Annotated in this window: 20 protein-coding genes, 2 tRNA genes and 1 riboswitch; of the genes, 6 read left to right on the top strand and 16 right to left on the bottom strand. The window is 71.6% G+C overall.

All coding sequences use genetic code 11. The features are described from left to right. Window positions 1-51 precede the first annotated feature (51 nt). The 3 genes from D1825_RS16955 to D1825_RS16965 form a co-directional block, all read right to left on the bottom strand. The gene (locus D1825_RS16955; protein ID WP_118768644.1) at window positions 52-552 is read right to left on the bottom strand and encodes a DUF3145 domain-containing protein; all 501 of its coding nucleotides are present in this window, start codon (window positions 550-552) and stop codon (window positions 52-54) included. Window positions 553-691: 139 nt separating this feature from the next. Then, window positions 692-1,180, bottom strand: coding sequence for a peptide deformylase (gene def / locus D1825_RS16960; protein ID WP_118768599.1), 489 nt, complete (start codon window positions 1,178-1,180; stop codon window positions 692-694). Between the two features lie 97 nt (window positions 1,181-1,277). Further along, on the bottom strand, window positions 1,278-1,496 hold the full coding sequence (locus D1825_RS16965; RefSeq protein WP_118768600.1) for a BldC family transcriptional regulator: 219 nt from the start codon (window positions 1,494-1,496) through the stop codon (window positions 1,278-1,280). Window positions 1,497-1,512: 16 nt separating this feature from the next. Next, window positions 1,513-1,587: riboswitch (cyclic di-GMP riboswitch) on the bottom strand. Window positions 1,588-1,771: 184 nt separating this feature from the next. Between D1825_RS16965 and D1825_RS16970 the strand changes: the two genes are divergently transcribed. Next, window positions 1,772-1,845: transfer RNA gene (locus D1825_RS16970), tRNA-Ile, on the top strand. A gap of 17 nt (window positions 1,846-1,862) precedes the next feature. Here the strand turns inward: D1825_RS16970 and D1825_RS18335 are convergent. Then, complete coding sequence (locus D1825_RS18335) at window positions 1,863-2,018, bottom strand: hypothetical protein (protein ID WP_158580767.1); 156 nt, start codon at window positions 2,016-2,018, stop codon at window positions 1,863-1,865. Between the two features lie 84 nt (window positions 2,019-2,102). On the opposite strand from D1825_RS18335, the gene D1825_RS16975 reads away from it, so the two are divergent. Beyond that, window positions 2,103-3,281: an RtcB family protein gene (locus D1825_RS16975; RefSeq protein WP_118768601.1), complete on the top strand. Its 1,179-nt coding sequence runs from the start codon at window positions 2,103-2,105 to the stop codon at window positions 3,279-3,281. A gap of 43 nt (window positions 3,282-3,324) precedes the next feature. Here D1825_RS16975 and D1825_RS16980 read toward each other — a convergent pair whose 3' ends face one another. Beyond that, window positions 3,325-3,519 (bottom strand): three-helix bundle dimerization domain-containing protein, encoded by a 195-nt coding sequence (locus D1825_RS16980; RefSeq protein ID WP_118768602.1) that lies wholly within the window; start codon window positions 3,517-3,519, stop codon window positions 3,325-3,327. A gap of 109 nt (window positions 3,520-3,628) precedes the next feature. Between D1825_RS16980 and D1825_RS16985 the strand changes: the two genes are divergently transcribed. Next, window positions 3,629-4,279 (top strand): DUF4190 domain-containing protein, encoded by a 651-nt coding sequence (locus D1825_RS16985; RefSeq protein WP_118768603.1) that lies wholly within the window; start codon window positions 3,629-3,631, stop codon window positions 4,277-4,279. Window positions 4,280-4,283: 4 nt separating this feature from the next. Here the strand turns inward: D1825_RS16985 and D1825_RS16990 are convergent, their stop codons facing one another. Next, window positions 4,284-5,081, bottom strand: a complete 798-nt coding sequence (locus D1825_RS16990) for a DUF1206 domain-containing protein (protein ID WP_118768604.1) — start codon at window positions 5,079-5,081, stop codon at window positions 4,284-4,286. 94 nt (window positions 5,082-5,175) lie between these two features. Here D1825_RS16990 and D1825_RS16995 point away from each other — a divergent pair, with 94 nt between their 5' ends. Further along, on the top strand, window positions 5,176-5,688 hold the full coding sequence (locus tag D1825_RS16995) for a hypothetical protein (protein ID WP_118768645.1): 513 nt from the start codon (window positions 5,176-5,178) through the stop codon (window positions 5,686-5,688). 55 nt (window positions 5,689-5,743) lie between these two features. Then, window positions 5,744-5,816 (top strand) — tRNA-Asn (locus D1825_RS17000). A gap of 60 nt (window positions 5,817-5,876) precedes the next feature. Here D1825_RS17000 and D1825_RS17005 read toward each other — a convergent pair. The 3 genes from D1825_RS17005 to D1825_RS17015 form a co-directional block, all read right to left on the bottom strand. After that, a complete protein-coding gene (locus D1825_RS17005) occupies window positions 5,877-8,132 on the bottom strand; it encodes a glycoside hydrolase family 3 protein (protein ID WP_118768605.1) in 2,256 nt (751 codons plus the stop codon). A 131-nt stretch (window positions 8,133-8,263) separates the two neighbouring features. After that, complete coding sequence (locus tag D1825_RS17010; protein WP_118768606.1) at window positions 8,264-8,551, bottom strand: hypothetical protein; 288 nt, start codon at window positions 8,549-8,551, stop codon at window positions 8,264-8,266. A gap of 52 nt (window positions 8,552-8,603) precedes the next feature. Further along, window positions 8,604-9,386: a phosphatase PAP2 family protein gene (locus D1825_RS17015; protein ID WP_158580768.1), complete on the bottom strand. Its 783-nt coding sequence runs from the start codon at window positions 9,384-9,386 to the stop codon at window positions 8,604-8,606. 278 nt (window positions 9,387-9,664) lie between these two features. Here D1825_RS17015 and D1825_RS17020 point away from each other — a divergent pair, with 278 nt between their 5' ends. Further along, on the top strand, window positions 9,665-10,456 hold the full coding sequence (locus tag D1825_RS17020) for a transglutaminase-like domain-containing protein (protein WP_199721631.1): 792 nt from the start codon (window positions 9,665-9,667) through the stop codon (window positions 10,454-10,456). A gap of 9 nt (window positions 10,457-10,465) precedes the next feature. On the opposite strand, the gene D1825_RS17025 is transcribed toward D1825_RS17020, so the two are convergent. The 7 genes from D1825_RS17025 to D1825_RS17055 form a co-directional block, all read right to left on the bottom strand. Then, window positions 10,466-11,755 carry a hypothetical protein gene (locus D1825_RS17025; protein WP_118768608.1) on the bottom strand — a complete coding sequence of 430 codons (1,290 nt, stop codon included), beginning with the start codon at window positions 11,753-11,755 and terminating at the stop codon, window positions 10,466-10,468. 98 nt (window positions 11,756-11,853) lie between these two features. Then, window positions 11,854-13,878 carry a DNA primase gene (dnaG, locus tag D1825_RS17030; RefSeq protein ID WP_118768609.1) on the bottom strand — a complete coding sequence of 675 codons (2,025 nt, stop codon included), beginning with the start codon at window positions 13,876-13,878 and terminating at the stop codon, window positions 11,854-11,856. Between the two features lie 242 nt (window positions 13,879-14,120). After that, window positions 14,121-15,407 (bottom strand): deoxyguanosinetriphosphate triphosphohydrolase, encoded by a 1,287-nt coding sequence (locus D1825_RS17035; RefSeq protein ID WP_118768610.1) that lies wholly within the window; start codon window positions 15,405-15,407, stop codon window positions 14,121-14,123. Window positions 15,408-15,443: 36 nt separating this feature from the next. Next, complete coding sequence (locus tag D1825_RS17040; protein ID WP_118768611.1) at window positions 15,444-17,273, bottom strand: glycoside hydrolase family 13 protein; 1,830 nt, start codon at window positions 17,271-17,273, stop codon at window positions 15,444-15,446. Continuing rightward, entirely contained in the window at window positions 17,270-18,184 is a 915-nt protein-coding gene (locus D1825_RS17045; RefSeq protein ID WP_118768612.1) for a sugar ABC transporter permease, read from the bottom strand. Before D1825_RS17045 ends, D1825_RS17040 begins: the two co-directional genes overlap by 4 nt. A 1-nt stretch (window position 18,185) precedes the next feature. Beyond that, the gene (locus D1825_RS17050; RefSeq protein ID WP_118768613.1) at window positions 18,186-19,805 is read right to left on the bottom strand and encodes an ABC transporter permease subunit; all 1,620 of its coding nucleotides are present in this window, start codon (window positions 19,803-19,805) and stop codon (window positions 18,186-18,188) included. 133 nt (window positions 19,806-19,938) lie between these two features. Continuing rightward, window positions 19,939-21,201, bottom strand: coding sequence for a sugar ABC transporter substrate-binding protein (locus D1825_RS17055; RefSeq protein ID WP_118768614.1), 1,263 nt, complete (start codon window positions 21,199-21,201; stop codon window positions 19,939-19,941). Window positions 21,202-21,399: the final 198 nt, after the last annotated feature.

Here is a 21,399-nt window from a genome sequence, read left to right on the forward strand (position 1 = left end):
CAGTCCGGGTGCGGGGCTCGTGCGTTGCTCGGGAGGTTCAGCCCACCACCCTCAGCCCACGCGGTGCAGCCACCGCACGGGCGCGCCCGCGCCCGCGTAGCGGAACGGCTCCAGCTCGTCGTCCCACGCCTGCCCGAGCGCGAGGTCGAGCTCGGTGCGCAGCCGCACAGGGTCGGCGGAGTGCTCCAGGGCGGCGCGGATGCGGTCCTCGGGGACGACGACGTTGCCGTGCACGTCGGTCGCGGCGTGGAAGATCCCAAGCTCCGGGGTGTGGCTCCAGCGCGAGCCGTCGACGCCGCGGCTGGCCTCCTCCGTGATCTCGTAGCGCAGGTGTGCCCAGCCGCGCAGCGCCGACGCCAGGCGCGCGCCCGTGCCGGGCTCGCCCTGCCAGGAGTGCTCGGCGCGGAAGAACGACGGGCCCGCGGGCTGCTCGGTCCAGTCGAACGCGACGCGTCCGCCCACGACGTTGCCCGCCGCCCACTCGATGTGGGGGCACAGCGCGCGGGGCGCAGAGTGCACGAAAAGTACACCGCGGGTCATCGGACCTGCCATGTCGTCCTCCTGAATCGGCTCGAGGTTCGTCTTCCCCAACGACCTCGTCCCGAACGACGGGAGTACGCACGGTCACGCAGTGTGCTGGTGCCAGTGTGCCCGACGAACGCCGCCAGGACCAGTCACACGCCCGGACTGCTCAGAGCTGTTCGCGGATCGCCCGCATCGCCTTCTTGCGGACCGACCGCTCGAGGCGGTCCAGGTAGAGCATCCCGTCGAGGTGGTCGACCTCGTGCTGCAGGCAGCGCGCCATGAGCTCGGTGCCCTCGACGACGACCTCCTTGCCGTCCAGGTCCGTGCCGACGACCCGCGCGTACCAGGCGCGGCGGGTCGGGTACCAGAGGCCGGGGACCGAGAGGCAGCCCTCGTCGCCGTCCTGGTACTCCTCCTCCGAGACGTCGACGATCACGGGGTTGAGCACGTAGCCGATCTCGTCGTCGATGTTCCACGAGAAGGCGCGCAGGCCGACGCCGATCTGGTTGGCGGCGAGCCCCGCGCGGCCGTCGTGGTCGACGGTCTCGAGCAGGTCCTCGACGAGCGAGCGCACGCGCGCGTCGATCGTCGTGATCGGGTCACAAGGGGTACGCAGGACGGGGTCACCGACGGTCCTGATCTCACGCATGGCCATGCCCCGATCCTCCCATGACGGGTCGCCTCACCTGGTACCGAACGCACGAAGGGCCGGTGACGACTACGTCACCGGCCCTTCGAGGAAAGCTGTGAGGTCACTCCCCCGCGCGCTGCTGCGGGACGCCGGTGAGGAGCTGACGCACCTCGGCCTCGTGGAAGCGGCGGTGGCCGCCGAGGGTACGGACGGCCGAGAGCTTGCCGGCCTGGGCCCAACGCGTGACCGTCTTCGGGTCGACGCGGAAGAGCACGGCAACCTCGCCGGGCGTGAGAAGTGCACCCTGCGAGAGGGGGGCCTCGGTGGTGTTGATCGCCATGATGGATCTCCTGTCGTTCGGTAGCTCGGCTGACCCTGTAGGCCCCGTGGCTTTGCGTCCCCACCTTGCGGCGGGTTTGCCGTTGTCGCTGACAAGAAGGAACTATGCCCGAAACTGGACACTTGTGCAACAACCGCCCGCGTCCGATTCGCTCGCAAACGGGTGAAATCGAATCGCCACGTATCGGACGGATCCGGCGTGCCTCGTCGCCCCGGGCACCACTTTCGGGTCTCTCCCCTGGTCAGCGTCGTGGTGCCGTAACCTGGCGACACCTCGGGGCAGTAGCTCAGCCGGTCAGAGCAGCGGACTCATAATCCGTGGGTCGTGGGTTCAAGCCCCACCTGCCCCACCGAACGTCGTCGTAGGTCAGACCGTGTCGCGCTGGGTCTGAGCCGCCTTGTCGCGACGCCGGCTCCCCCGACGACCCAGCGTGAACGCGACGAACGCGGTGCCCGCGACCAGCACGAGGATCCCGATCTGGGCGATCACGTCGAACGCGGTGGGGACCAGGGGGTTCGCCATGGCGCCGACTCTAGCGAGCCGCGACGAGCCCGCAGCCGAAAATCGTGCGGCCCGACCGCATCACCGCTGTCAGGCTCCCCCACCATGACCCGCGAGCACCTCACCAAGAACCTCATCAGCTGGGCCACCATCCTCGAGCCCAGCACCCGTGACCAGGCGATCACGACGGCCACCATGCCGTTCGTCTACCCGCACCTGGCCCTCATGCCCGACGCCCACCTGGGCAAGGGCGCGACGGTCGGCTCGGTCATCCCCACCCTCGGCGCGATCATCCCCGCGGCCGTCGGCGTGGACATCGGCTGCGGGATGATCGCCGTGCGGACGCAGTGGACCGAGGACGAGTTCCGCGCCGCGGGCTCGCTGGCCACGCTGCGCCAGGCCATCGAGGCGGCCGTTCCGCTGTGGGCAGGTGTCTACAACCAGGCGCTCACGTCGTCGGCGGCCGTGCGCGTCGCCGAGCTGGAGGCGAAGGCCGAGCGTGCGGGCTTCGACCCGGCCGCGTATGCGGGCAACTGGCGGCTGCAGCTCGGCACGCTCGGGTCGGGCAACCACTTCATCGAGGTCACGGTCGACGAGACGGGCGCGGTGTGGCTGTTCCTGCACTCGGGCTCGCGTGGGGTGGGCAACAAGATCGCCCAGCACCACATCGCCGTCGCCGCTGCGCTGTGCAAGCGGTGGTGGATCTCCCTGCCGGACCCGGACCTCGCCTACCTCGTCGAGGGCACCGAGGAGTTCTGGGCCTACGTGCGCGAGCTGCGCTGGGCCCAGGACTTCGCGCTGCTCAACCGCGAGGAGATGATGGACCGCGTCGTCGCCGCCGTCACGGCCCACATGGGCGTCGCGGTCGACGAGCAGGAGCGCATCAACTGCCACCACAACTTCACCGAGCAGGAGACGCACTTCAAGAAGAAGGTGTGGGTGTCACGCAAGGGCGCGATCCTCGCGGACCGCGGCCGGCCCGGGCTCATCCCCGGCTCGATGGGGACCGCGTCGTACGTCGTGGTCGGCAAGGGCGACAAGCTCTCGCTCAACTCCTCGCCGCACGGCGCGGGACGCAACCACTCGCGCTCGGCGGCTCGCCGGATGTTCACGCACGAGCAGCTGCGCGAGGCGATGGCGGGCATCGAGTACCGGGACACCGACGCGTTCATCGACGAGATCCCGGCCGCCTACAAGGACATCGACCAGGTCATGGCCGACGCGGCCGACCTCGTCGAGGTCCGGCACACGCTGCACCAGATCGTGAACGTCAAGGGCGACTGATCGCGCGCCGGCCGGGGAGCTCCCCCGGCCGGCGCGTCACTCGTCAGGTCTCGCGCAGCTCGTCGGTCACCTCGTGCTCGACGAGCACCGGGACGAAGTCCCGCACGGCTGCCCCCTCGAACTCGTCAACCTTCGCGTCCACGGTCTCGCGGACCACCTCGGGCTCGACGTCGGGGAACTTCTCCGCGACGCGCTCGACCACCTCGGCGATCGCCTTGTCCTCGTCCTCGATCGGCATGCCGCGATCATCGGCCGCGACCGCCGCGAGGTCAACGCACGGAACATGAACACTGGACGCCGCGGCCGTGCCAGAGTGAGCGTGACGACGACGTGCACCAGGGGGAAACATGGCCGGACCGACCTATCCACCAGCTGGGCCGGGCTACGGCCCCGCGACCGGCGTGGCCTACCAGCCCCCGCGGCAGCCTCCGACGAGCGGCCTGGCGATCGCGGCGTTCGTCGTCGCGTTCTTCTCCGGGCTGGTCGGCCTCATCCTCGGGATCGTCGCCCGCCGCCAGATCCGCCGGGACGGGACTCGCGGCGACGGGTTCGCCGTCGCGGCCATCGCGATCGGCACGGTCAGGCTGGTGCTCGAGATCGCCGTGGCCGGCTATCTCATCGCCGGGCTGGCGACCGGGACGGTCGCGGGCGAGTCGTCCGAAGAGGCCGTCGCGAGCGTGCCCGCGACCGGCCCCTTCGCCGCGGGCACCTGCGCGGGGTCTGACGGCGCGTCCGAGGGCGCAGGGTCCACCGTCGACTGCTCCGAGCCCCACGTGCTCGAGGTCGTCGGCACGACGGCCGGCGACGTCAGCTCAGCAGCGCAGGAGTGCAGCCGTCAGGTCGCCGACATCGCCGACGCCACCCCCGGGATCCCCGCCCACCGGGCGGACGCGATCGCGCTGATGGTGGGTCCCGACCCCGTCGCCTGCGTGATCATCTTCACCGACGGCGACGTGACGGGCTCGGTCGTCGACGGGACGCTCGCCCCCGCGAGCTGAGCGCTCAGAGCTTGCCGTACTTCGAGCGCACGAACGAGTAGATCCCGTACGCGATGAACCCGATGCCGACGATGGCGAGCAACCAGACGCCGGCTGGCTGGTCGCGCAGCGTGTGCAGCGCGCCGTCCAGTCCCTTGGCCTTGTCCGGGTCGGCCTTGACGGCCGCCAGCACGAACAGGCCGCCGACGATGGCGAGGGCGACGCCCTTGGCGGTGTAGCCGAAGATGCCGAGGCGGCGCACGGTCACGCCCGCGGTGCCCGACGGGAGCGAGTGCAGGTCCTCGAGGAACTTCTTGCGCAGCCCCTTGAGGGCGTAGATGACGCCGCCGACGACGATGGCGGCGCCCAGCAGCCCGACGAGGAACCGACCACCCGGGGCGGACATGAGCGACTCGGTCGCGTCGGTCGTCTGCTTGGAGCTCGACGTGCCGCTCCCCTGGGCGAACGAGAAGACGGTGACGGCCAGGGCGAGGTAGATGACGGCGCGCAGGCCGGCCTCGAGGCGGTCCTTGGTGCTCGACCCCTGGCTCGTCGGCTGCTTGCGGAACGCGACGGCGAGCTGCCAGAGCCCGAGCGCGACGAACGCCACGACGGAGGCCCACAGGATGAACCCGCCGAACGGCGTCTCCGAGATCGTGCTGAGCGCGCCGGACTGGTCCGCGTTCTTCTTCTCGCCGCCGAAGGCGATCTGGAGCGCGATCACCCCGATGAGGATGTGGAGCACGCCGTTGATCACGTAGCCGAACCGTGCCATGAGCTCCCAGCCCCGCTGCGCGGTGCCGCTCGTCGTCCCAGCCGTCATCGATCCGTGCCTCTCGTCGTGGGTCGTGTCGGCGCCGATCGTGGCAGGGGTCGCGCGTGTCCGCGACCGGAGAGCGCGCGGGTACCGTGGGGCCGTGCCCGTCTCGCCCCGCAACCGTCGACTGACGGCCTCCGATCGCGCCCGCCTCGAGCTCCGGTCCGGCGACCGCGCGCTCGTCGCGGTCGAGCTCGCCGACGGCCGTCGCGCCGTCGCCTCCCGCCTCGCCCTGCACGTCCTCTCGACCGACTCGGTGACCCGCACGCCGTGGGCCGACGTGGACAACGGCACCCTCGACGCCGCGACCCGCACGCTCAGCATCCGCTGGGTCTGGGGCGCCACGACGCGGCTGACGTTCGCAGAGGACCGCGCGTCGGTCAGGTTCAGCCAGACGTTCCGCGAGCGGGTGCAGCAGTCGGTGGTGCACACGACGAGCGTCGCACTGCCGGACGGGCGACGAGCCCGCGTGGCCCTGCGCCGCGACGAGGACGGGGAGCTGTTCAGCCAGGTGCTGGCCGACGGCGACGTCGACCTGGCCGACCCCGCGGTCGCGGCGCTGGTCGACGCCGCGGAGGACACGGTGCGCGACGCGGCCGGCCTCCCCCGGTGACGCACGTCGCGTCCGAGGCACCCCTTTCAGGCTGCTAGAGTTTTCCCCGCTGCGATCCCCCGTAGCTCAATTGGCAGAGCATTCGACTGTTAATCGAAGGGTTACTGGTTCGAGTCCAGTCGGGGGAGCACATGAAGGGCCTCTGACCCGCGGAAACGCCGGTCAGAGGCCCTTTTCTCATGCGCGGCTCAGCGGAGCGAGGCGATCAGCGCCTCGGTGTCGCCGACGAGCTGGTCGGCCGCCGTCGTCGAGACGTGCCGCCCGCCGGACCACCGCTCGACGGTCCGCACGAACCGCTCGAGGCCGCGCACGGCCTGCTGCTCGCGGCCCCGGTCGAGCGCTCGCTCGACGGAGGCCAGCTGCGCGTCGAGCACGCGTGCGGCTGAACGGCTCACGTCGCCGGACGCGCGCAGGTCGGCGAGCGACCCCCGCAGCTGCTCGATCGTCGGCGCCGCGTACTCGAGGCCGAACCCGGCCGGGAACAGCGGGTCGGCGGAGTCGTCGGCTACGTCGGAGAGCTGGGCCTCGACCGCCGCCATCGAAGACGGCAGCTCGAACGGCAGGGTCCCGCCGGGTCGACGCTCCCCCGCGATCGTCTGGAGGAGCACCTCGTCGGAGACGCCGTAGTTGGCGAGCACCGCACCCGCTCGGTCCACCACGTTCGTCAGGACGAGCGGGCGGTCGAGCTTGGGCACGGCCACGGTCGGCACGCCGGCGTCGACGGCCGCCTGGAACGCCGCGTAGTCGGGCTCGGTCCCCGCGAAGTCCAGGTCCGTGAGGTCCGGGCCGCCGCGCGGGTCGCTGAGGCGGACGATCGCGAGATCGGCGTCCGCGAGGTCCGTCACGACCGTGTAGCCGGCCGCGGTGGCGGCGTCCCCGCTCACGCCCGAGAGGTACACGTGCGCGTGGTCAGCCGGCGCCGCCGGGAGCAGGTCGCCGGAGTTGGCGAGCAGCGTGAGCGACTCCGCCTGCGCGGCATCCCCCACGGCCGTGAACGCCGCGTTGCCCGCGATCGCCGCGGCCTTCGTCGGGCTCACGAACGGGTTCTCGAACAGCCCGAGCTCGAACTTCTGCACGAGCACACGACGCGCGGCGGCGTCGACGCGGGCGCGGGAGACGAGGCCGTCGGCCACCGCCTGGAGCACGTAGCTCGGCTCGTCCGAGCCGCCCACCTGGTCCACGCCGGCGTTGATCGTCAGCGCGAAGCGCTGGAGCACGCTCTGGTCCTCCACGCCCCAAGGCATCCCGACACCCCACGGGCCGACGAAGAAGGCCGGCGGCCGGTTCTCCTGGCACGCGACCGGGCAGTCCCCCGTGATGCCCCAGTCGGAGACGATCACGCCGTCGAACCCGTACCGGCCGCGCAGGAGGTCCTGCAGCAGGAACGAGCTGAACCCGGCGCCGACCTGCGGGAGCGCGGTGCCCTGGTAGACGAGGTCCTTGAGGATCGAGTACGTCGGCATGACGCCCGCGGTGTCCGCGGCGAAGGCACCCGTGAAGGGCACGATGTGCTCGGCGAAGTTGCCGCCGGGGAACGTGGCGTAGCGGCCGTAGAAGTAGTGGCTGTCGAAGCCCTTGTCCTGCGCGCCGTAGCCGACCCAGTGCTTGGTGACCGTGGCGACGCTGTCCGGGGTGAGCCCGCGCGTCCCGTCCTGCAGGCCCGCGACGTACGCCTTGACAAGCCTCTTGGCGAGCGTGGAGTCCGACCCGAACGTGCCGTTGATGCGGGTCCATCGCGGCTCGGTCGCGATGTCTGCCTGCGGCGAGAGCGCCTCGGTGATGCCGACGGCGCGGTACTCGGCGCGGACGATGTCCCCCAGCTCGCGGATCGTGGCGGGGTCGCCGATCGCGCCCTGCCCGATGGCGTCCGGCATGGCGGTCGTGCCGATCCGGGCGACCGTCTGACCGCCCGTGACCGAGAAGCCGTTGCGCGGGTCGGTCGAGATGACCACGGGGATCCCCAGCGGCTGGTTCTCGGCGATGGCCTGCACGGCGTTGCTGGCAGTGGCCATCGCGGCGGGCTCCGCGGCCAGCCGCGTGATCATCGTCGTGATGCTGCGGTCCGCGACCAGGCGCGTCGTCCCCGCGACGTCGTACCCCGTGCCGGACGCGGGAAGCGTGCCGTGCACCATGAGGCCGGCCTTCTGCGCGAGCGTCATGCGGCCGAGCAGGTCACGGGCGCGGGCCGACGCGGGGAGCCGCCAGTCCTCGTACGGCGTGAGCCGGCCGTTACGGTCGAGGTCGCGGAACTTCAGGCCGTGGACCGACAGGATCGGGGCCGACCGGGTCGAGAGCGTGGGTTGCCGCTCATGGCGCTTCGAGGTGGCCTCGCTCGGCGCCACCACGACCCCGAGCGCGAGCGCCGCGGCGAACGCGGCACCCCCTGCTCTCCACAGTGGGCGGTGCTTGCGGGTCCCTGGGCGCGACGTCGTCGTCGTGGACATGGTTCCTCCTCGAACCTGTCACCACGGCCGCGTGCGAGCGCAGCCGCTCGTTCGCGTGAGCACGCTGCTCACCCGATCGAGTGTGTGACGGGGTCGCGAAGGGCGCCACTCGGGGTGGCGACCGACAGCGCCTAGCGCCGACGCGCGAACGACCAAGCGTCGACGTGGTCTGCGAGGCGGTAGATGCCCGTCGCGAGCATCACACCGCCGCCGATCACGCCGAGGAACCCGACCACCTCGAACACGGCGTCCAGCACCGCGATCGACGAGATGCCCGAGACGATCGGGCCGAAGAAGACGCCGGCGAACCCGAACGCCAGCAGGCCCGCCGAGTTGCGGAACGGAGCCGCCGCCTGGGTCGACGCGGGACGCGGACGGTGCACGGGCGTGGGTGCGACGACGGGGTCGGGTGCGCTCATTCCGCGACCGTAGCGCTGGCGAGCACCCGCGCGGGCGGGTTCCGGGGACGGGCTACGCGGCGAGCGGGAGCTCTTCGGCCGGTTCCCGCACCGACAGCCGGCGCACCACGCGCACGGCGCCGTACGCGACGCCGTAGACGGCCGCGCCGGCGATCGCGTCGAACAGGAAGTGGTTGCCGGTCGCGATGATCACGACGAGCGTGACCGACGGGAACGCGATCGCGAGGACCTTCTGCCATCGCACCTTGCTGACCGCGAACACCGCGAGCCCGCACCACAGAGCCCAGCCGAAGTGCATCGAGGGCATCGCGGCGTACTCGTTGGAGACCCCGTGCCCGGAGTCGGCGGCACTGCGTCCCCACGTCTCGAAGACCACGACGGTGTCGATGTAGCCGCCACCCGGCAGGAGGCGCGGCGGCGCCGCGGGGAACACCCAGTAGCTGACCAGGGCGAACATCGTCATCACGACGAGGACGGAGCGGTGCACGACGTACTGCGCCGACGAGCGTCGCCACAGCCAGGCGAGCACGAAGATCGCCGACGGCAGGAACAGCGTGGCGTACATGTAGTTCGCGACCGTGATGATCGCGGTGTGCTGCGCGAAGAAGTGGTTGATCCCGTGCTCGATGTCGAGGCCAAGGGCCTTCTCCACGTTGAGGATGTCCCGCGAGTGCGCGTTCGCGACCCGGACCTTGTTGGGCGCGTGGTTGCGGATGATCGAGTAGACGACGTAGACGGCGACCATGATGGCCGCCTCACGGGCGAGCAGAGCGCTGCGCGCGCGGCTCATCACGCGCGGCCGCTGCTTCTCGACCGTGCCCGGGCCCGCCGTCACGTGAGCGGCACCTGGATGCGGGTGGTCCTCCTGCGCGCACGAGCCAGGCTCGGCGTGCGGAAGGTCAGGGGCATCCCTCGATTGTGGCACCTGTACAGCCCAAGCACCCGCATTTTCTCGGCGGGATTCGGGCATCTCGTCGGTGATCTTGGGCACCACGTCGCAGGCCACGACGGTGCCGAAATGTCCCGCTGGACGAACTGGTCATCGAGCCTCACACTTGCGCTGCCCCTCTTGATGGTCCGGCCGCCGACGGCCGGGAAAGGACCCCCGCGGCCGTGTTGCGCACCGTGAGCTCTCATCTGTCCCTCGACGTGCGCACCCCACTCGAGATGCACCTTGCCGTGGCGGTCGCCGACGGCTCCTACGACCTCTCCGAGGTCCTGACCGTCCGCCACGAGGACGGCATCCTCGACGTCCTCGAGGTCAAGACCGGGCACGGCGGGCGCATGCACCGCGTGCTGGCTCCCGCGGGCCGCGTCGTCGTCGACTACCACGCCACCGTGCACGGCCAGGCCGACCCGGCCTCCATCGAGGACCTCGACCTCATCGAGTTCCGCCGGCCGAGCCGGTACGCGGACTCCGACCGCCTGCTCTCGTTCGCGCGCGACCAGTTCGGCGGCCTCGAGGGCCGTGCGCTGCTCGACGCGGTCACCGACTGGGTGCACGGCCACGTCACCTACTTCAGCGGTGCGAGCCTGCCGACCGACGGTGCGACCGACACGCTGCTCAAGCGCCGCGGCGTGTGCCGCGACTTCGCGCACCTCGTGGTCGCGCTCGTGCGTGCGTGCGACGTCCCTGCCCGGCTCGCCTCGGTGTACGCGCCGGGGCTCAAGCCGATGGACTTCCACGCGGTCGCCGAGGCGTTCGTCGACGGGCAGTGGCAGGTGGTCGACGCGACCCGCCTGGCCCCCGTCGGCACGCTCCTGCGCATCGCGACCGGCCGGGACGCGACCGACACGGCGTTCCTCTCGTCCTACGGCGGCTCGCTGGTGCTCCGGTCGATGACGGTCACCGCGTCGGTCGACGAGCAGCCGCCGGTGGTCGACGGCCCGACGCAGCTGCGCTGAGGTCCGCACTCACGCCACCTTCGGCGAGACGTCCTGCCGGTCGGCGGACGACGAACGACCCTTGGTGGCGTCCTGCACGACGCGCGCCCGCGTCTCGAGCAGGCGCGTGACGAGCTCCTGCGAGAAGCCGAACAGCAGCGCGAACACGGCGACCTGCGACGCGCTGGTCAGCGAGACGCCGGGCACCTCGCCGCTCTGGACGAGCATGACGCCGACGACGGCCGTGAGGCCGCCCAGCGGCACGCGGACCAGGCTCAGCGCGGGTGTGATCCGGTAGGGCGACGAGCCGGGACTGGCGCGCCGCATCGCGATGATCGCGGCGAGGGCACCGCCGAGGGCACCGAGGAACGCCACCACCCCGGCGTCGCGCGACGTGGCGGTCGCTCCCCCACCGGGGCACAGCGTCCCGCCCCCTCCGCTCGGGCCGCACAGCGGCAGGTACTCCGGCCGCAGCGCGGCGGCGACGATCGTCAGCGCGAGCGCGAGGGCGGCGAGCATCGCCACGCGCAGGAGCCGGTTGCGCCAGTCGCGCAGGTTGCGGTGCTCGTCGTCGGCCAGCTCGAGCGACGCCTGCAGCGCCGCGGCGATGGTCTGGCGGTCCTCGGCCGTGGCCTGGTGTGCCGCGACCCGCTCGCCCAGCTCGGGCTCCTCGACCGCGAGCCGTAGCGGGTCGCCCTTGGTCAGTCGCATGATCGCTCGACGACGCGCGTCGACGAGCTGTCGCGGCAGGGCGGGGGTCTCGACGACGAGCGGGAGCGTGGCCTGGGCCAGGTGCGTGGCGTTCCACGCGGTCTCGATGCTCGTGCCGTTCCACCACTGCCAGCGCGGGAAGGGCGCCATCGAGGCGCGCCGCGCCGTGCCCAGGTGACGCTCGACCGCCGCGCGCGGGCCGGCCGGCAGGGGCGAGACCTGCGCGCTGATGTCCTCGACCCGGTGGCGGACCTCGACCTGCCAGGGGGCGACGTGCTCGCCGTGGTTCCACCAGCGGGCGGGCTCGGCCTCGTGCTCGTGCTCGTCGACCGCCGGCGGCTCGATGGTCACGTCGGGCGTGACTTGCACGTCGACGGCCGGCTCGGGCACGAGCGGCTCGATCGCGGGCTCCTCGGCCAGGATCGCGGCAGCCGTGGCTCCCCGCGTCGCGCGCGGGCTCATCGTCCGCGGCTGACGCCGCTTCCGGGCCGTCGCGGCGGCGGCCGGCCGGCCGGTCGCGCTCGCCACCGAGCGGGCGGACGCGACCCCGGCAGGCGGCTTCGCCTCCGTGGTGGACTTCTTGATCGATGGTGGTGTCTGCGCGACCATCGCGCACCCCTGACCCCGCAGGTCGGCCTCGACGTGAGGCCCTGTCACCCGAAAGGATGACGCCGACGGTCGTCAGATACCAGGGCTTTGGCCCCCGTTCACGCGCTCTCGCGCAGCATCCGCCGGCGGCCCTCGACTGCGACGAGCTCCGCGAAGGCCGCCGAGTACGCGGCCGGGTCGGCGGTCGCGTCCATGCGCTGCAGCGCGCCGCGCAGCTCGGCGATGTGCCGCGTGAAGCCCAGCTCCACGAGCCGCAGCACCACGCCGCGCACGTAGTCGGCCAGCGCCGCCGGGCGGTCCTCGGGCAGCGGGGCGACGGCGAGCTCGGTGACCAGGGGCGCCACGGCCATGGCGGCCTCCTCGATCACGGCACCGACCCACGCGGTCGCGTCGCCCGCGGCGGTCAGCGGCTGCGCGACGGCGAGGCCGCCCGCGGCACGGATCGCCTCGTGCACCGCGCGGTAGGCGGGGGCGGAGAATGCGTCGGCGGCGAGCTCGTCGAACTCGGTGGGGACCAGGTGCGGGGCCTGCAGGACCACCTCGAGCGCGGTGCGCTCCGTCTGGCCGACCGGGTCGCGTCGGTCGGGCACGGGCATGCGCGCGGGGCGCTCGGGCTGGCCGTCGTTCGTCGGGCGGCCGTCGTCGGACCGTCCCTGCGGGCGCCGGTCGTCGGGGCGTCCCTGCGGCCGGCGCTCGTCGGGGCGTCCCTGCTGGCGGCTCTGGCCGCCGCGGTCGTCGGGCCGACGCGCCTGCGCGGGAGCTCGCGACGCATCCGTGACCGCACGACGCACGCTGTCCTGGTCCTCGATGCCGAGCCAGCCGGCGAGCAGGCGCGTGTACTCGGGGCGCAGCGCGGCGTCACGGATGCCGGCCACGACCGGGGCGGCGGCGCGCAGCGCACCGACGCGGCCCTCGGCGGTCGCGAGGTCGTAGGTGGCGAGGGTGGAGCGGATGACGAACTCGTACAGCGGCTGGCGGCCCGCGACGAGCGCACGCACCGCGTCGGGGCCCTTGGCCTGGCGCAGCTCGCACGGGTCCATGCCGGACGGCTCGACCGCGACGAACGTCTGCGCCGAGAAGCTCTGGTCCTCGCCGAACGCGCGCAGCGCAGCCTTCTGACCTGCGGCGTCGCCGTCGAACGTGAAGATGATCTCGCCGCCGACCGACGTGCCGGACGCGAGCTGGACCCCGCCGCTCCCGCCGCTGTCCCCCACCAGGCGGCGCACGATGCGCGCGTGGTCGGAGCCGAACGCCGTACCGCAGGTCGCGACCGCGGAGCCGATGCCGGAGAGCTGCATCGCCATCACGTCGGTGTAGCCCTCGACCACGACGACGCGCTTGTCGCGCTGCATGTCGCGCTTGGCCAGGTCCAGGCCGTAGAGCACGTGGGACTTGCGGTAGAGCGGCGTCTCGGGCGTGTTGAGGTACTTGGGGCCCTGGTCCTCCTCGAAGAGGCGGCGCGCGCCGAAGCCGACCGTCTCCCCCGTGACCTCGCGGATGGGCCACACCAGGCGGCCGCGGAACCGGTCGTAGATGCCGCGCTGCCCCTGGCTGACCAGGCCCGACGCGGTCAGCTCGGCCTCGGTGAACCCGCGTCCGCGCAGGTGGCGCAGCAGCGAGTCCCAGCCCTGCGGCGCGAACCCGACGCCGAAGTGCTCCGCCGCGGAACGGTCGAAACCGCGCTCGGCGAGGAACGTGCGGCCCGCGGCGGCACCGGGCGAGGCGAGCTGCTCGCGGAAGTAGGTCTCGGCGACCGCGTGCGCCTCGATGAGGCGGCGGCGCTTGCCGGGCTCGTCGCCCGGCCGCGGCGCGCCGCCCTCCTCGTAGCGCAGCTGGATCCCGACGCGCGAGGCCAGGTACTCGACCGCCTCGGTGAAGCCGAGGCCGTCGACCTGCTGCACGAACGAGATGACGTCGCCGCCCTCGCCGCAGCCGAAGCAGTGGTAGCGGCCGACCTGCGGACGCACGTGGAAGGAGGGGGAACGCTCGTCGTGGAAGGGGCACAGGCCCTTGAGCGAGCCGACGCCGGCGGGCTTGAGGGTGACGTGCGCGCCGACGATCTCCTCGATGCGCGCACGCTCGCGGACTGCCTCCACGTCCTCCCGTCGGATGCGTCCCGCCACGGCCCGAAGTCTAGGCCGGATCAGCCCGCGCTCGGTCCCCGCGCGACCCCATCCACCCGTCCGCCCCGCAGCTCACCGAGCGCTGGAGAAACGGCGCACTGCGCTCGGGCCGCCCGGCGGCGTCCGTGGTTGCAGCCTTCGTTGCACGACACGCCGTAGTTCCCGCGGCGTGTCGTTCAACCACCCCTGCAACCACGAGCGGGGCTCAGCGGGTCGGCGCGAACCCCGTCGCGCGCGGAGGGTCAGTGGCGTGGGGGGTGGACCAGGCGGGCGTGGAGGTCGGCGGCGGAGACGTCCGTGAGGGACGCCACCTGGTCGACGACCACGCGGAGCCGGGCGGCGTCGTTGGCGGCCGCCTGCCAGTCCGCGGCAAACGGCGGCTCGAGCGCGAGCGGCGCGCGGTCGGACAGCACGCGCACGAGGTCGGTGAGCATCTCGCGCTGCCGGTGGTACAGCGGTTCGAGCTCGCGCGGCGCCATCACGTACGCGACGGCGAGGCCCTTGAGCACGAGGATCTCGGCGAGCGTCTCGTGCGGGACGACGAGCTCGGCCGCGTACCGGGTGAGCGGGCCGGGGCCGTAGCGCTCGCGAGTCGCGAGCTGCGAGGCCTTGGCGAAGCGGCCGATGAGCTGGCTCGTCGCGTCCTTGAGCATCGCGAGCGCGCCCCGGGACCCGTCGAACCCGGGCCGCCACAGCTGCGCGCGGACCAGGCGGTCCATCGCGTCGCGCAGCTCGGCATCGCTGACCGCGTCGCCGTACCAGGTGCTCACGGCCTCGACCACGCGGTCGCGCTCGTCGGGCTGCGTGAGGACCTCGAGGTCGAGGCGCGCACCGACGACCGCGTCCTCGACGTCGTGGACCGAGTAGGAGATGTCGTCGGCCAGGTCCATGACCTGCGCCTCGAGACACTTCCGGCCCTCGGGTGCGTCGTGCCGCAGCCACTCGAACACCGGAAGGTCGTCCTCGTAGACGCCGAACTTGTGCGTGGGCCGCCCGCTCGCCGCGCTGACCGGACCCTGCAGGTGGCGCCACGGGTACTTCACCGAGGCGTCGAGCGACGCGCGCGTGAGGTTGAGGCCCACCGCGGTGCCGTCGGGCGCGACGACCTTGGGCTCGAGGCGGGTCAGCAGCCGGAGCGTCTGGGCGTTGCCCTCGAACCCGCCGATCCCCCGGGCCAGCTCGGCCAGCGCGCGCTCTCCGTTGTGGCCGAACGGCGGGTGCCCGAGGTCGTGCGCGAGGCACGCGGTGTCGACGACGTCGGGGTCGCAGCCCAGCGCCTTGCCGATCTCGCGGCCCACCTGCGCGACCTCGAGCGTGTGCGTCAGGCGCGTGCGCACGAAGTCGTCCGACGAGGGGCCGAGCACCTGCGTCTTGGCGCCCAGCCGGCGCAGCGCGGACGAGTGCACCAGGCGTGCCCGGTCGCGCTCGAAGGCGGTCCGGGCGCGCGACTTGGAGCCTTCGGTGACCCACCGCTCGCGGTCGGCGTCGACGTAGCCGTCCAGGTCGAGGGTCTCGTCGAGCGCGGTCACGTCGCCCAGCCTAACGACGCGCCCCGACGTCGGCCGTCAGGCCAGCCGCCAGACCTGCGCGGTCGGTCCCGATCCGGGCAGCACGAGGTCGGCACCGAGCGACGCACCGCCGTAGAGGTTCACCGGCTCGGAGGACGCGAGCCAGGCCGGCAGGGCGGCCCCGGACCACGGCGCGCGGGCCAGCAGCACGAGCACCCGCTCGTCGGCGGTCTCGCGAAGGAAGGCCACCGCGTCGTCCTCGACGACCACCCAGCGCAGCCCGCCGTCGCGCAGCGCGCGCGACGAGCGCCGCAGCGCGATCAGCTCGCGGTAGGTCGAGAAGGTCGAGGCGTCCCAGCCCGGTCCGCCGTCCGCGTCGATCGCGTCCCACGGCATCGGCACGCGCGCGTGCTCGCCGTTGACGCCGGTGGCGCCGCCCTCGTCGCCCGCGAACAGCACGGGCGTGCCGGGGTACGTGAACAGCAGCGCGGCCGCGACCTCCTGCATCGCCGCGGAGCCGACGACCGTCCGCAGCCGGGCGGTGTCGTGCGAGGCGAGCATGTTCCACTGGTGGCGGGTCACGGCCCACGGCACGGTCGCGTCGAAGTCGCGCATCGTCGCGACCATGGATGCGCCGCTGTGGCGCGGGACCGGCACGGGCATGCCCATGAACGAGGCCGACGTGCCGGCAGCAGCGAGCCAGGTCCAGGCGGGACGCGTGAAGGCTGAGTAGTTCATGTTCACGTGCCAGCCGCCCACGGCCAGGTCGGCCGCCGCGTCGTGGAAGTGCTCGCTGACGAGCACCGCGGACGGGTTGAGGTCGCGCATCGTCGCGCGGATCTCGCGCGCGATCTCGTGCGTGAAGTCGTCGGCCGCGTACCGCCCCGTCATGTTGGCGACGTCGATGCGCCAGCCGTCGAGGCTGAACGGTGGCACGAGCCAGCGCCCGATCACGGACGAGGGACCGCGCACCATGCGCTCGGCGAGGTGCGGCGCATTGTAGTTGAGCTTGGGCAGGGACGCGTGCTCGAGCCAGCCGACGTATCCCGGCTCGGTCGAGGTCCAGTAGTAGAACCCGGCCTCCTCGCTCGACCGGTCCGCCTGGGCGCGCGCGAACCACTCGTGGCCCGCGCCCGTGTGGTTGGTGGTGAAGTCGCCCATCAGGCGCAGCCCGCGGGCGTGCACCGCGGTCGAGAGCGAGGCGAGGGCGTCGTCGCCGCCGAGCAGCGGGTCGACGGAGTCGAACGTGCTCGCGTCGTAGCGGTGGTTGGAGCGGCCCGGGAAGATCGGCGTCAGGTACAGCGTGTCGACGCCGAGCCGCTCGAGGTGGTCCAGGTGCTGCTCGATGCCGCGCAGGTCGCCCCCGTAGAGCTGCTGCGCCACGCCGTGGCCGGCCGCGATGGGCTCGTCGGCCCAGTCCGCCGGGAGGGCCCAGTCCGGCAGCGGGCCATGGTCGTCGCCCGAGCGCGCGAACCGGTCCGGGAACACCTGGTAGACGACCGCGTCGTCCATCCACTCGGGTGCCGGCTCGTGCACCGTGATCCGGAAGTCGGCCGCGTCGGGCACGTCGCGGTCGAAGACCCCTCGCCCGTTGACCCAGCGGTAGCCGTCCGGCTCGTCGAGCAGGAACCGGTAGGACGCCACCGGGTTGTGCACCGGCAGGTCGGCGACGTACCAGCGCTCGTGCTCGTCGGACCGCTCGAGGCGGGCCGGCGAGAGGCGCGGTTCGCCGTCGCGCACGGCGCGCAGCCAGACGGCCGTCTCGGGGTTGTCGGCGGGCACGCGCAGGCGGACCGGGACGACGTCGCCGAGCCGTGGCGTGGCGCGCGGGACGTACAGCTCGGAGCCGTCGTGGTGCGGGCCGAGCTGCCGGAGCGGTGCGCTCATCCCTTCACGGACCCCGAGGTCAGGCCGCCGACGATGTACCGCTGCAGGAACATGAACAGCAGGATCACCGGGATCGCCGCGACGACGGCGCCGGCGGCGAACAGGCCCCACGGTGCGGTGCGCTCGTCGGACGCCCACGAGTACAGGCCGACGGCCACGGTGTACTGCTCGGGCCGCTGCAGCACGACCTTCGCGACGAGGAAGTCGCCGAAGGCCGAGACGAAGGACAGCAACCCGACGACCGCGAGGATCGGCGTGACCAGGCGCAGGATGATCGTCCAGAAGATCTGGGCGTGCGTGGCGCCGTCGATCTTCGCCGCCTCGTCGAGCTCGCGCGGCACCGTGTTGAAGAAGCCGTACATGAGGAACGTGTTCACGCCGAGCGCACCGCCCAGGTACACGCAGATCAGGCCGAGCAGGCTGTTGAGGCCCAGGCTCGGGAAGACCTCGCCGAGCGAGAGCAGCAGCAGGAAGATCGCGACGAACGCCAGCGTCTGCGGGAACATCTGCGCGAGCAGCAGGCCGGTCAGCGAGCCGCGGCGGCCCTTGAACCGGAACCGCGAGAACGCGTACGCGGCCGCGGCACCCATCAGCACCGTGCCGACCGCCGTCACGGTGCAGACGATGAGCGAGTTGCGGGCCCAGGTCCAGAAGCCGCGCTCGGCCAGGTTGCTGTAGTTGTCGAAGCTGATCTCGCGGAACAGCTGGTTGGAGCCGGTCAGCGTGCCGCCCGGGTTGAGCGACGCGGAGAGCACGTAGAGCAGCGGCAGCACGCAGACGATGATCATGACGATCCCGACGATGTGCCTCCACCCCACCTCGCGCCACCAGCGCATGCCCGTGACGGCGGTGTGGTTGGCGTTGGAGTTCGCCGACTTCGGCGGACGGACCTCGCTCGCGGTGGTGACCATCTCAGAGCTCCTCGAGGCGACGGGTCCGACGGAAGCCCCACCAGGAGATCACGCCGACGATGATGAAGATGAGGATGGACAGCGCGCTCGCGAAGCCGTACTGCTTCACGCCCGACTCGAAGGCCACGGAGTAGACCATCGAGATGAGGATGTCCGTGTGGCCCACGATGATCGGCGTGCCCTCGAAGTTCGGGCCACCGCCGGTGAGCATGTAGATCAGCGAGAAGTTGTTGAAGTTGAACGCGAACGACGAGACCAGCAGCGGCGCTACCGAGACCATGAGCAGCGGGAAGACGATCGAGCGCTGCACCCGCGCGGCGCTCGCGCCGTCCATCCGAGCCGACTCGAGCACGTCGCCCGGGATCGACTGCAGCGCGCCCGTGCACACCAGGAACATGTAGGGGAAGCCGAGCCACAGGTTCACGAGCAGCACCGACACCTTGGCGAGCGTCGGGTCCGTGAGCCACGGGATGTTCGCACCGCCGAGCAACGTCTCGTTGATGAACCCGAAGTCCGGGTTGAGCATCCCCTTCCAGACCAGCGCCGCCAGGAACCCCGGGAACGCGTACGGGAGGATCAGCAGCGACCGGTAGATCTTGCGGCCGCGGATGCGCGGGTCGTTGAACACCACCGCGAGGAAGAGCCCGAGCGCGAACGTCGTGAGCACGGACAGGATCGCGAACACGAAGGTCCAGATGAGGATCGAGATGAACGGACCGGAGATCCGCGAGTCGGTGAACGCCCGCGTGAAGTTCTCGAAGCCGACGTTGACCTTCCAGCCGGGCGTCAGCGCGGTCCCGTCCGGGGCCCGGAAGCTGCCGCGGTCGTCGGGCGTGTAGACCGTGCCCGTGGCGCTGTCCGTCATGGTGCCGGCCGCCGGGTCGTAGCTCATCGTCGACTGGTAGATGTAGCCCGTCGAGCCGTCCTGCGTGCGCAGCGAGCCGTCCGCCGGGTCGTCCGAGACCGGGACCCGCAGCGAGACGATCGCCTCCTGCTGCTGGGCGATCGCGGCGAAGTTCAGGACGTCCCAGCCCGGGACCTCGGTCGCCTTGTCGTCGGACGCCGTCGCGCCGTCGACGGCCTCGAGCGGCTGCTCGGCGGTGCCGACCTCGACCTGGCCGTCCTGCACGACCGCGAAGCCGAGCTCGCCGTCCTGGCTGACGATCGTGATCGGGTAGGCGGCCGAGCCCTCGACGCGCTGCTCGTTCTGGATCTGGATCGCAGCGATCGCGTCGGCCTGCGTCGAGTTGTGCCCGTCGCCGTAGTTCGTGAAGGCGATGTAACCCGTGTAGCACGCCGTGAAGATGACGTACACGAAGAGGAAGACGAGCCCCGGGAAGAGGTACTTGCCCGGCAGCGCGCGCTTGGAGAAGTAGACCCAGTTGACGACCAGGAGGACGACGACGAGGAACGCGACGATCCCCCACTGGGAGACCGCGACCGCGGAGAGGATGCCATAGACCGCGCCGGCGTCGATGAGCGCGACCAGGATCACCTTGACCCAGAAGCCTCGCCCGTAGTTGCGCGCGTGGGAGATGCCGTCACCGCGGGGGCGGGACCTGCTCGGTGGTGGCTCGGGCGGTGCGCCCGCACTGTCGGTGACGACGGTCTGCTGCGACATGGTGGTCCTTTGCTGGGCGCCTCGTTACGCCGAACGTTGCGGGCAGTCTGCTCCGGTCCCCGGGCGTACGCACGGGGAGAGACAACGGTCGCCCTGCTCCGCAGCGGAGCACGGAGCAGGGCGACCGGAGGGACTACTTGGTGCCGTCGACGGCATCCTGCATGTTGGTGACCATCTTGTCCCAGGCCTTGACGGGGTCCTTGGCCTGACCGCTGATGATCTGCACCTCGGTGGTGCCCCAGAAGGCCCACATGGCGCCCATCTCGGGGATCGAGGGCATCGGGGCACCGGTGGCGCCGGCCTCGTTGAAGCCCTTGAGCACCGCGTCGTCGACCTTGTCAGCCGAGGCCGTCAGCGCCGGGAGGCGGCCGCCGGCCTTGTAGAGCTCGGTCTGGACCTTCTCGGTGGTGAGGAAGTTCGTGACGAACTCGTTGGCGAGCAGCGGGTTCTTCGACTTGGCCGAGATGAACGCGCCCTGCACGCCCACGAACGGCTTGGCCTCGGAGCCACCGGCGCTCGGCACGGGCAGGACGGAGATGTCCATGCCGGCCTCGGTGAACGCCGTGGTGTTCCACGGGCCGGTCACGATGTACGGCGTCTCGCCGTCGAGGAAGGCCTGCTTGGCCTTCTCGCCGTCGATCGTCGCGATCAGGACCTTCTCCTTGCCGAGCTTGGCGAGGTACTTGGCGAAGTTCTCGCCGTTCTCGCCGCCCAGGCCCAGCTCGTTGGTGTACGAGCCGTCGGCCGCCTGCTTGAAGATCGGGGCGTCGAACGAGGTCTGCAGCGGGTACAGGTGGTACGCGTCGCCCGCGTCACCCTGCTGGATGACGACCGAGTACTTCTTGTCCGCCGACTTGCCCTCGGTGATGAGGTCGTCGAACGTGTTCGCCTTGGTCTCCGGCAGCAGCTTGTTGTTGCGGACCAGCGCGATGTTCTCGATGGCGTACGGCGAGCCGTACAGCTTGCCGTCGTACGTGAAGGCCTGGATGGCCGACGACGCGAAGCCGCTGGCCTTGTCGCCGAGCTCGATCGGGGCCACGACGCCGTTGTTGACGAACTCGCCGGTCCAGTCGTGGGCGCCGATGACGACGTCCGGGCCCTGGCCGGTCGGGACCTGCGAGACGAAGTCCGTGCGGATGTCGCCCGAGACCTTCTGCACGAGGTCGACCTTGATACCGGTCTCGTCCTGGAACTCCTGGACGATCGGCTTCATGACGTCGATGCGGGTCTCGTCGACCCACATCGTCAGCGTGCCGGACAGCGCGGGCGCGCTCGTCGTCTCCGCGGTGGTGGGCTTCGGCGTGGCGTCGCCCTCGTTCGAGCCGCCGCTCGAGCAGGCGCTCATCGTCAGCGCGAGGCCGAGGGCCGCCGCAACGACAGGGATGCTCCGTCGCATCTTCGATCTCCTGGGTTCAGTGAGTGTTTCAGTGAGTGTGCCAACGCTCGGCGGCATCACCACCGACACTGGCCTGATGGGGAGACGCTAACGTCGTTGCAACGTCGCCTGCAAGTCGTTACGGTAACTTTCAGGCAACGGTTTCACGGGGGTTCGTCGCCGGCTTCTGCTTGCCCCCCGAACGGCCCAGGACGAGGA

This window comes from Cellulomonas rhizosphaerae, assembly GCF_003470205.1.
Taxonomy (GTDB): Bacteria; Actinomycetota; Actinomycetes; order Actinomycetales; family Cellulomonadaceae; genus Cellulomonas; species Cellulomonas rhizosphaerae.

Coding starts and splice junctions, on each gene's coding strand:
- D1825_RS16955 (WP_118768644.1), bottom strand. CDS start 552: ATGGCAGGTCCGATGACCCGCGGTGTACTTTTCGTGCACTCTGCGCCC.
- def (WP_118768599.1), bottom strand. CDS start 1,180: ATGGCCATGCGTGAGATCAGGACCGTCGGTGACCCCGTCCTGCGTACC.
- D1825_RS16965 (WP_118768600.1), bottom strand. CDS start 1,496: ATGGCGATCAACACCACCGAGGCCCCCCTCTCGCAGGGTGCACTTCTC.
- D1825_RS18335 (WP_158580767.1), bottom strand. CDS start 2,018: ATGGCGAACCCCCTGGTCCCCACCGCGTTCGACGTGATCGCCCAGATC.
- D1825_RS16975 (WP_118768601.1), top strand. CDS start 2,103: ATGACCCGCGAGCACCTCACCAAGAACCTCATCAGCTGGGCCACCATC.
- D1825_RS16980 (WP_118768602.1), bottom strand. CDS start 3,519: ATGCCGATCGAGGACGAGGACAAGGCGATCGCCGAGGTGGTCGAGCGC.
- D1825_RS16985 (WP_118768603.1), top strand. CDS start 3,629: ATGGCCGGACCGACCTATCCACCAGCTGGGCCGGGCTACGGCCCCGCG.
- D1825_RS16990 (WP_118768604.1), bottom strand. CDS start 5,081: ATGACGGCTGGGACGACGAGCGGCACCGCGCAGCGGGGCTGGGAGCTC.
- D1825_RS17005 (WP_118768605.1), bottom strand. CDS start 8,132: ATGTCCACGACGACGACGTCGCGCCCAGGGACCCGCAAGCACCGCCCA.
- D1825_RS17010 (WP_118768606.1), bottom strand. CDS start 8,551: ATGAGCGCACCCGACCCCGTCGTCGCACCCACGCCCGTGCACCGTCCG.
- D1825_RS17025 (WP_118768608.1), bottom strand. CDS start 11,755: ATGGTCGCGCAGACACCACCATCGATCAAGAAGTCCACCACGGAGGCG.
- D1825_RS17040 (WP_118768611.1), bottom strand. CDS start 17,273: ATGAGCGCACCGCTCCGGCAGCTCGGCCCGCACCACGACGGCTCCGAG.
- D1825_RS17045 (WP_118768612.1), bottom strand. CDS start 18,184: ATGGTCACCACCGCGAGCGAGGTCCGTCCGCCGAAGTCGGCGAACTCC.
- D1825_RS17050 (WP_118768613.1), bottom strand. CDS start 19,805: ATGTCGCAGCAGACCGTCGTCACCGACAGTGCGGGCGCACCGCCCGAG.
- D1825_RS17055 (WP_118768614.1), bottom strand. CDS start 21,201: ATGCGACGGAGCATCCCTGTCGTTGCGGCGGCCCTCGGCCTCGCGCTG.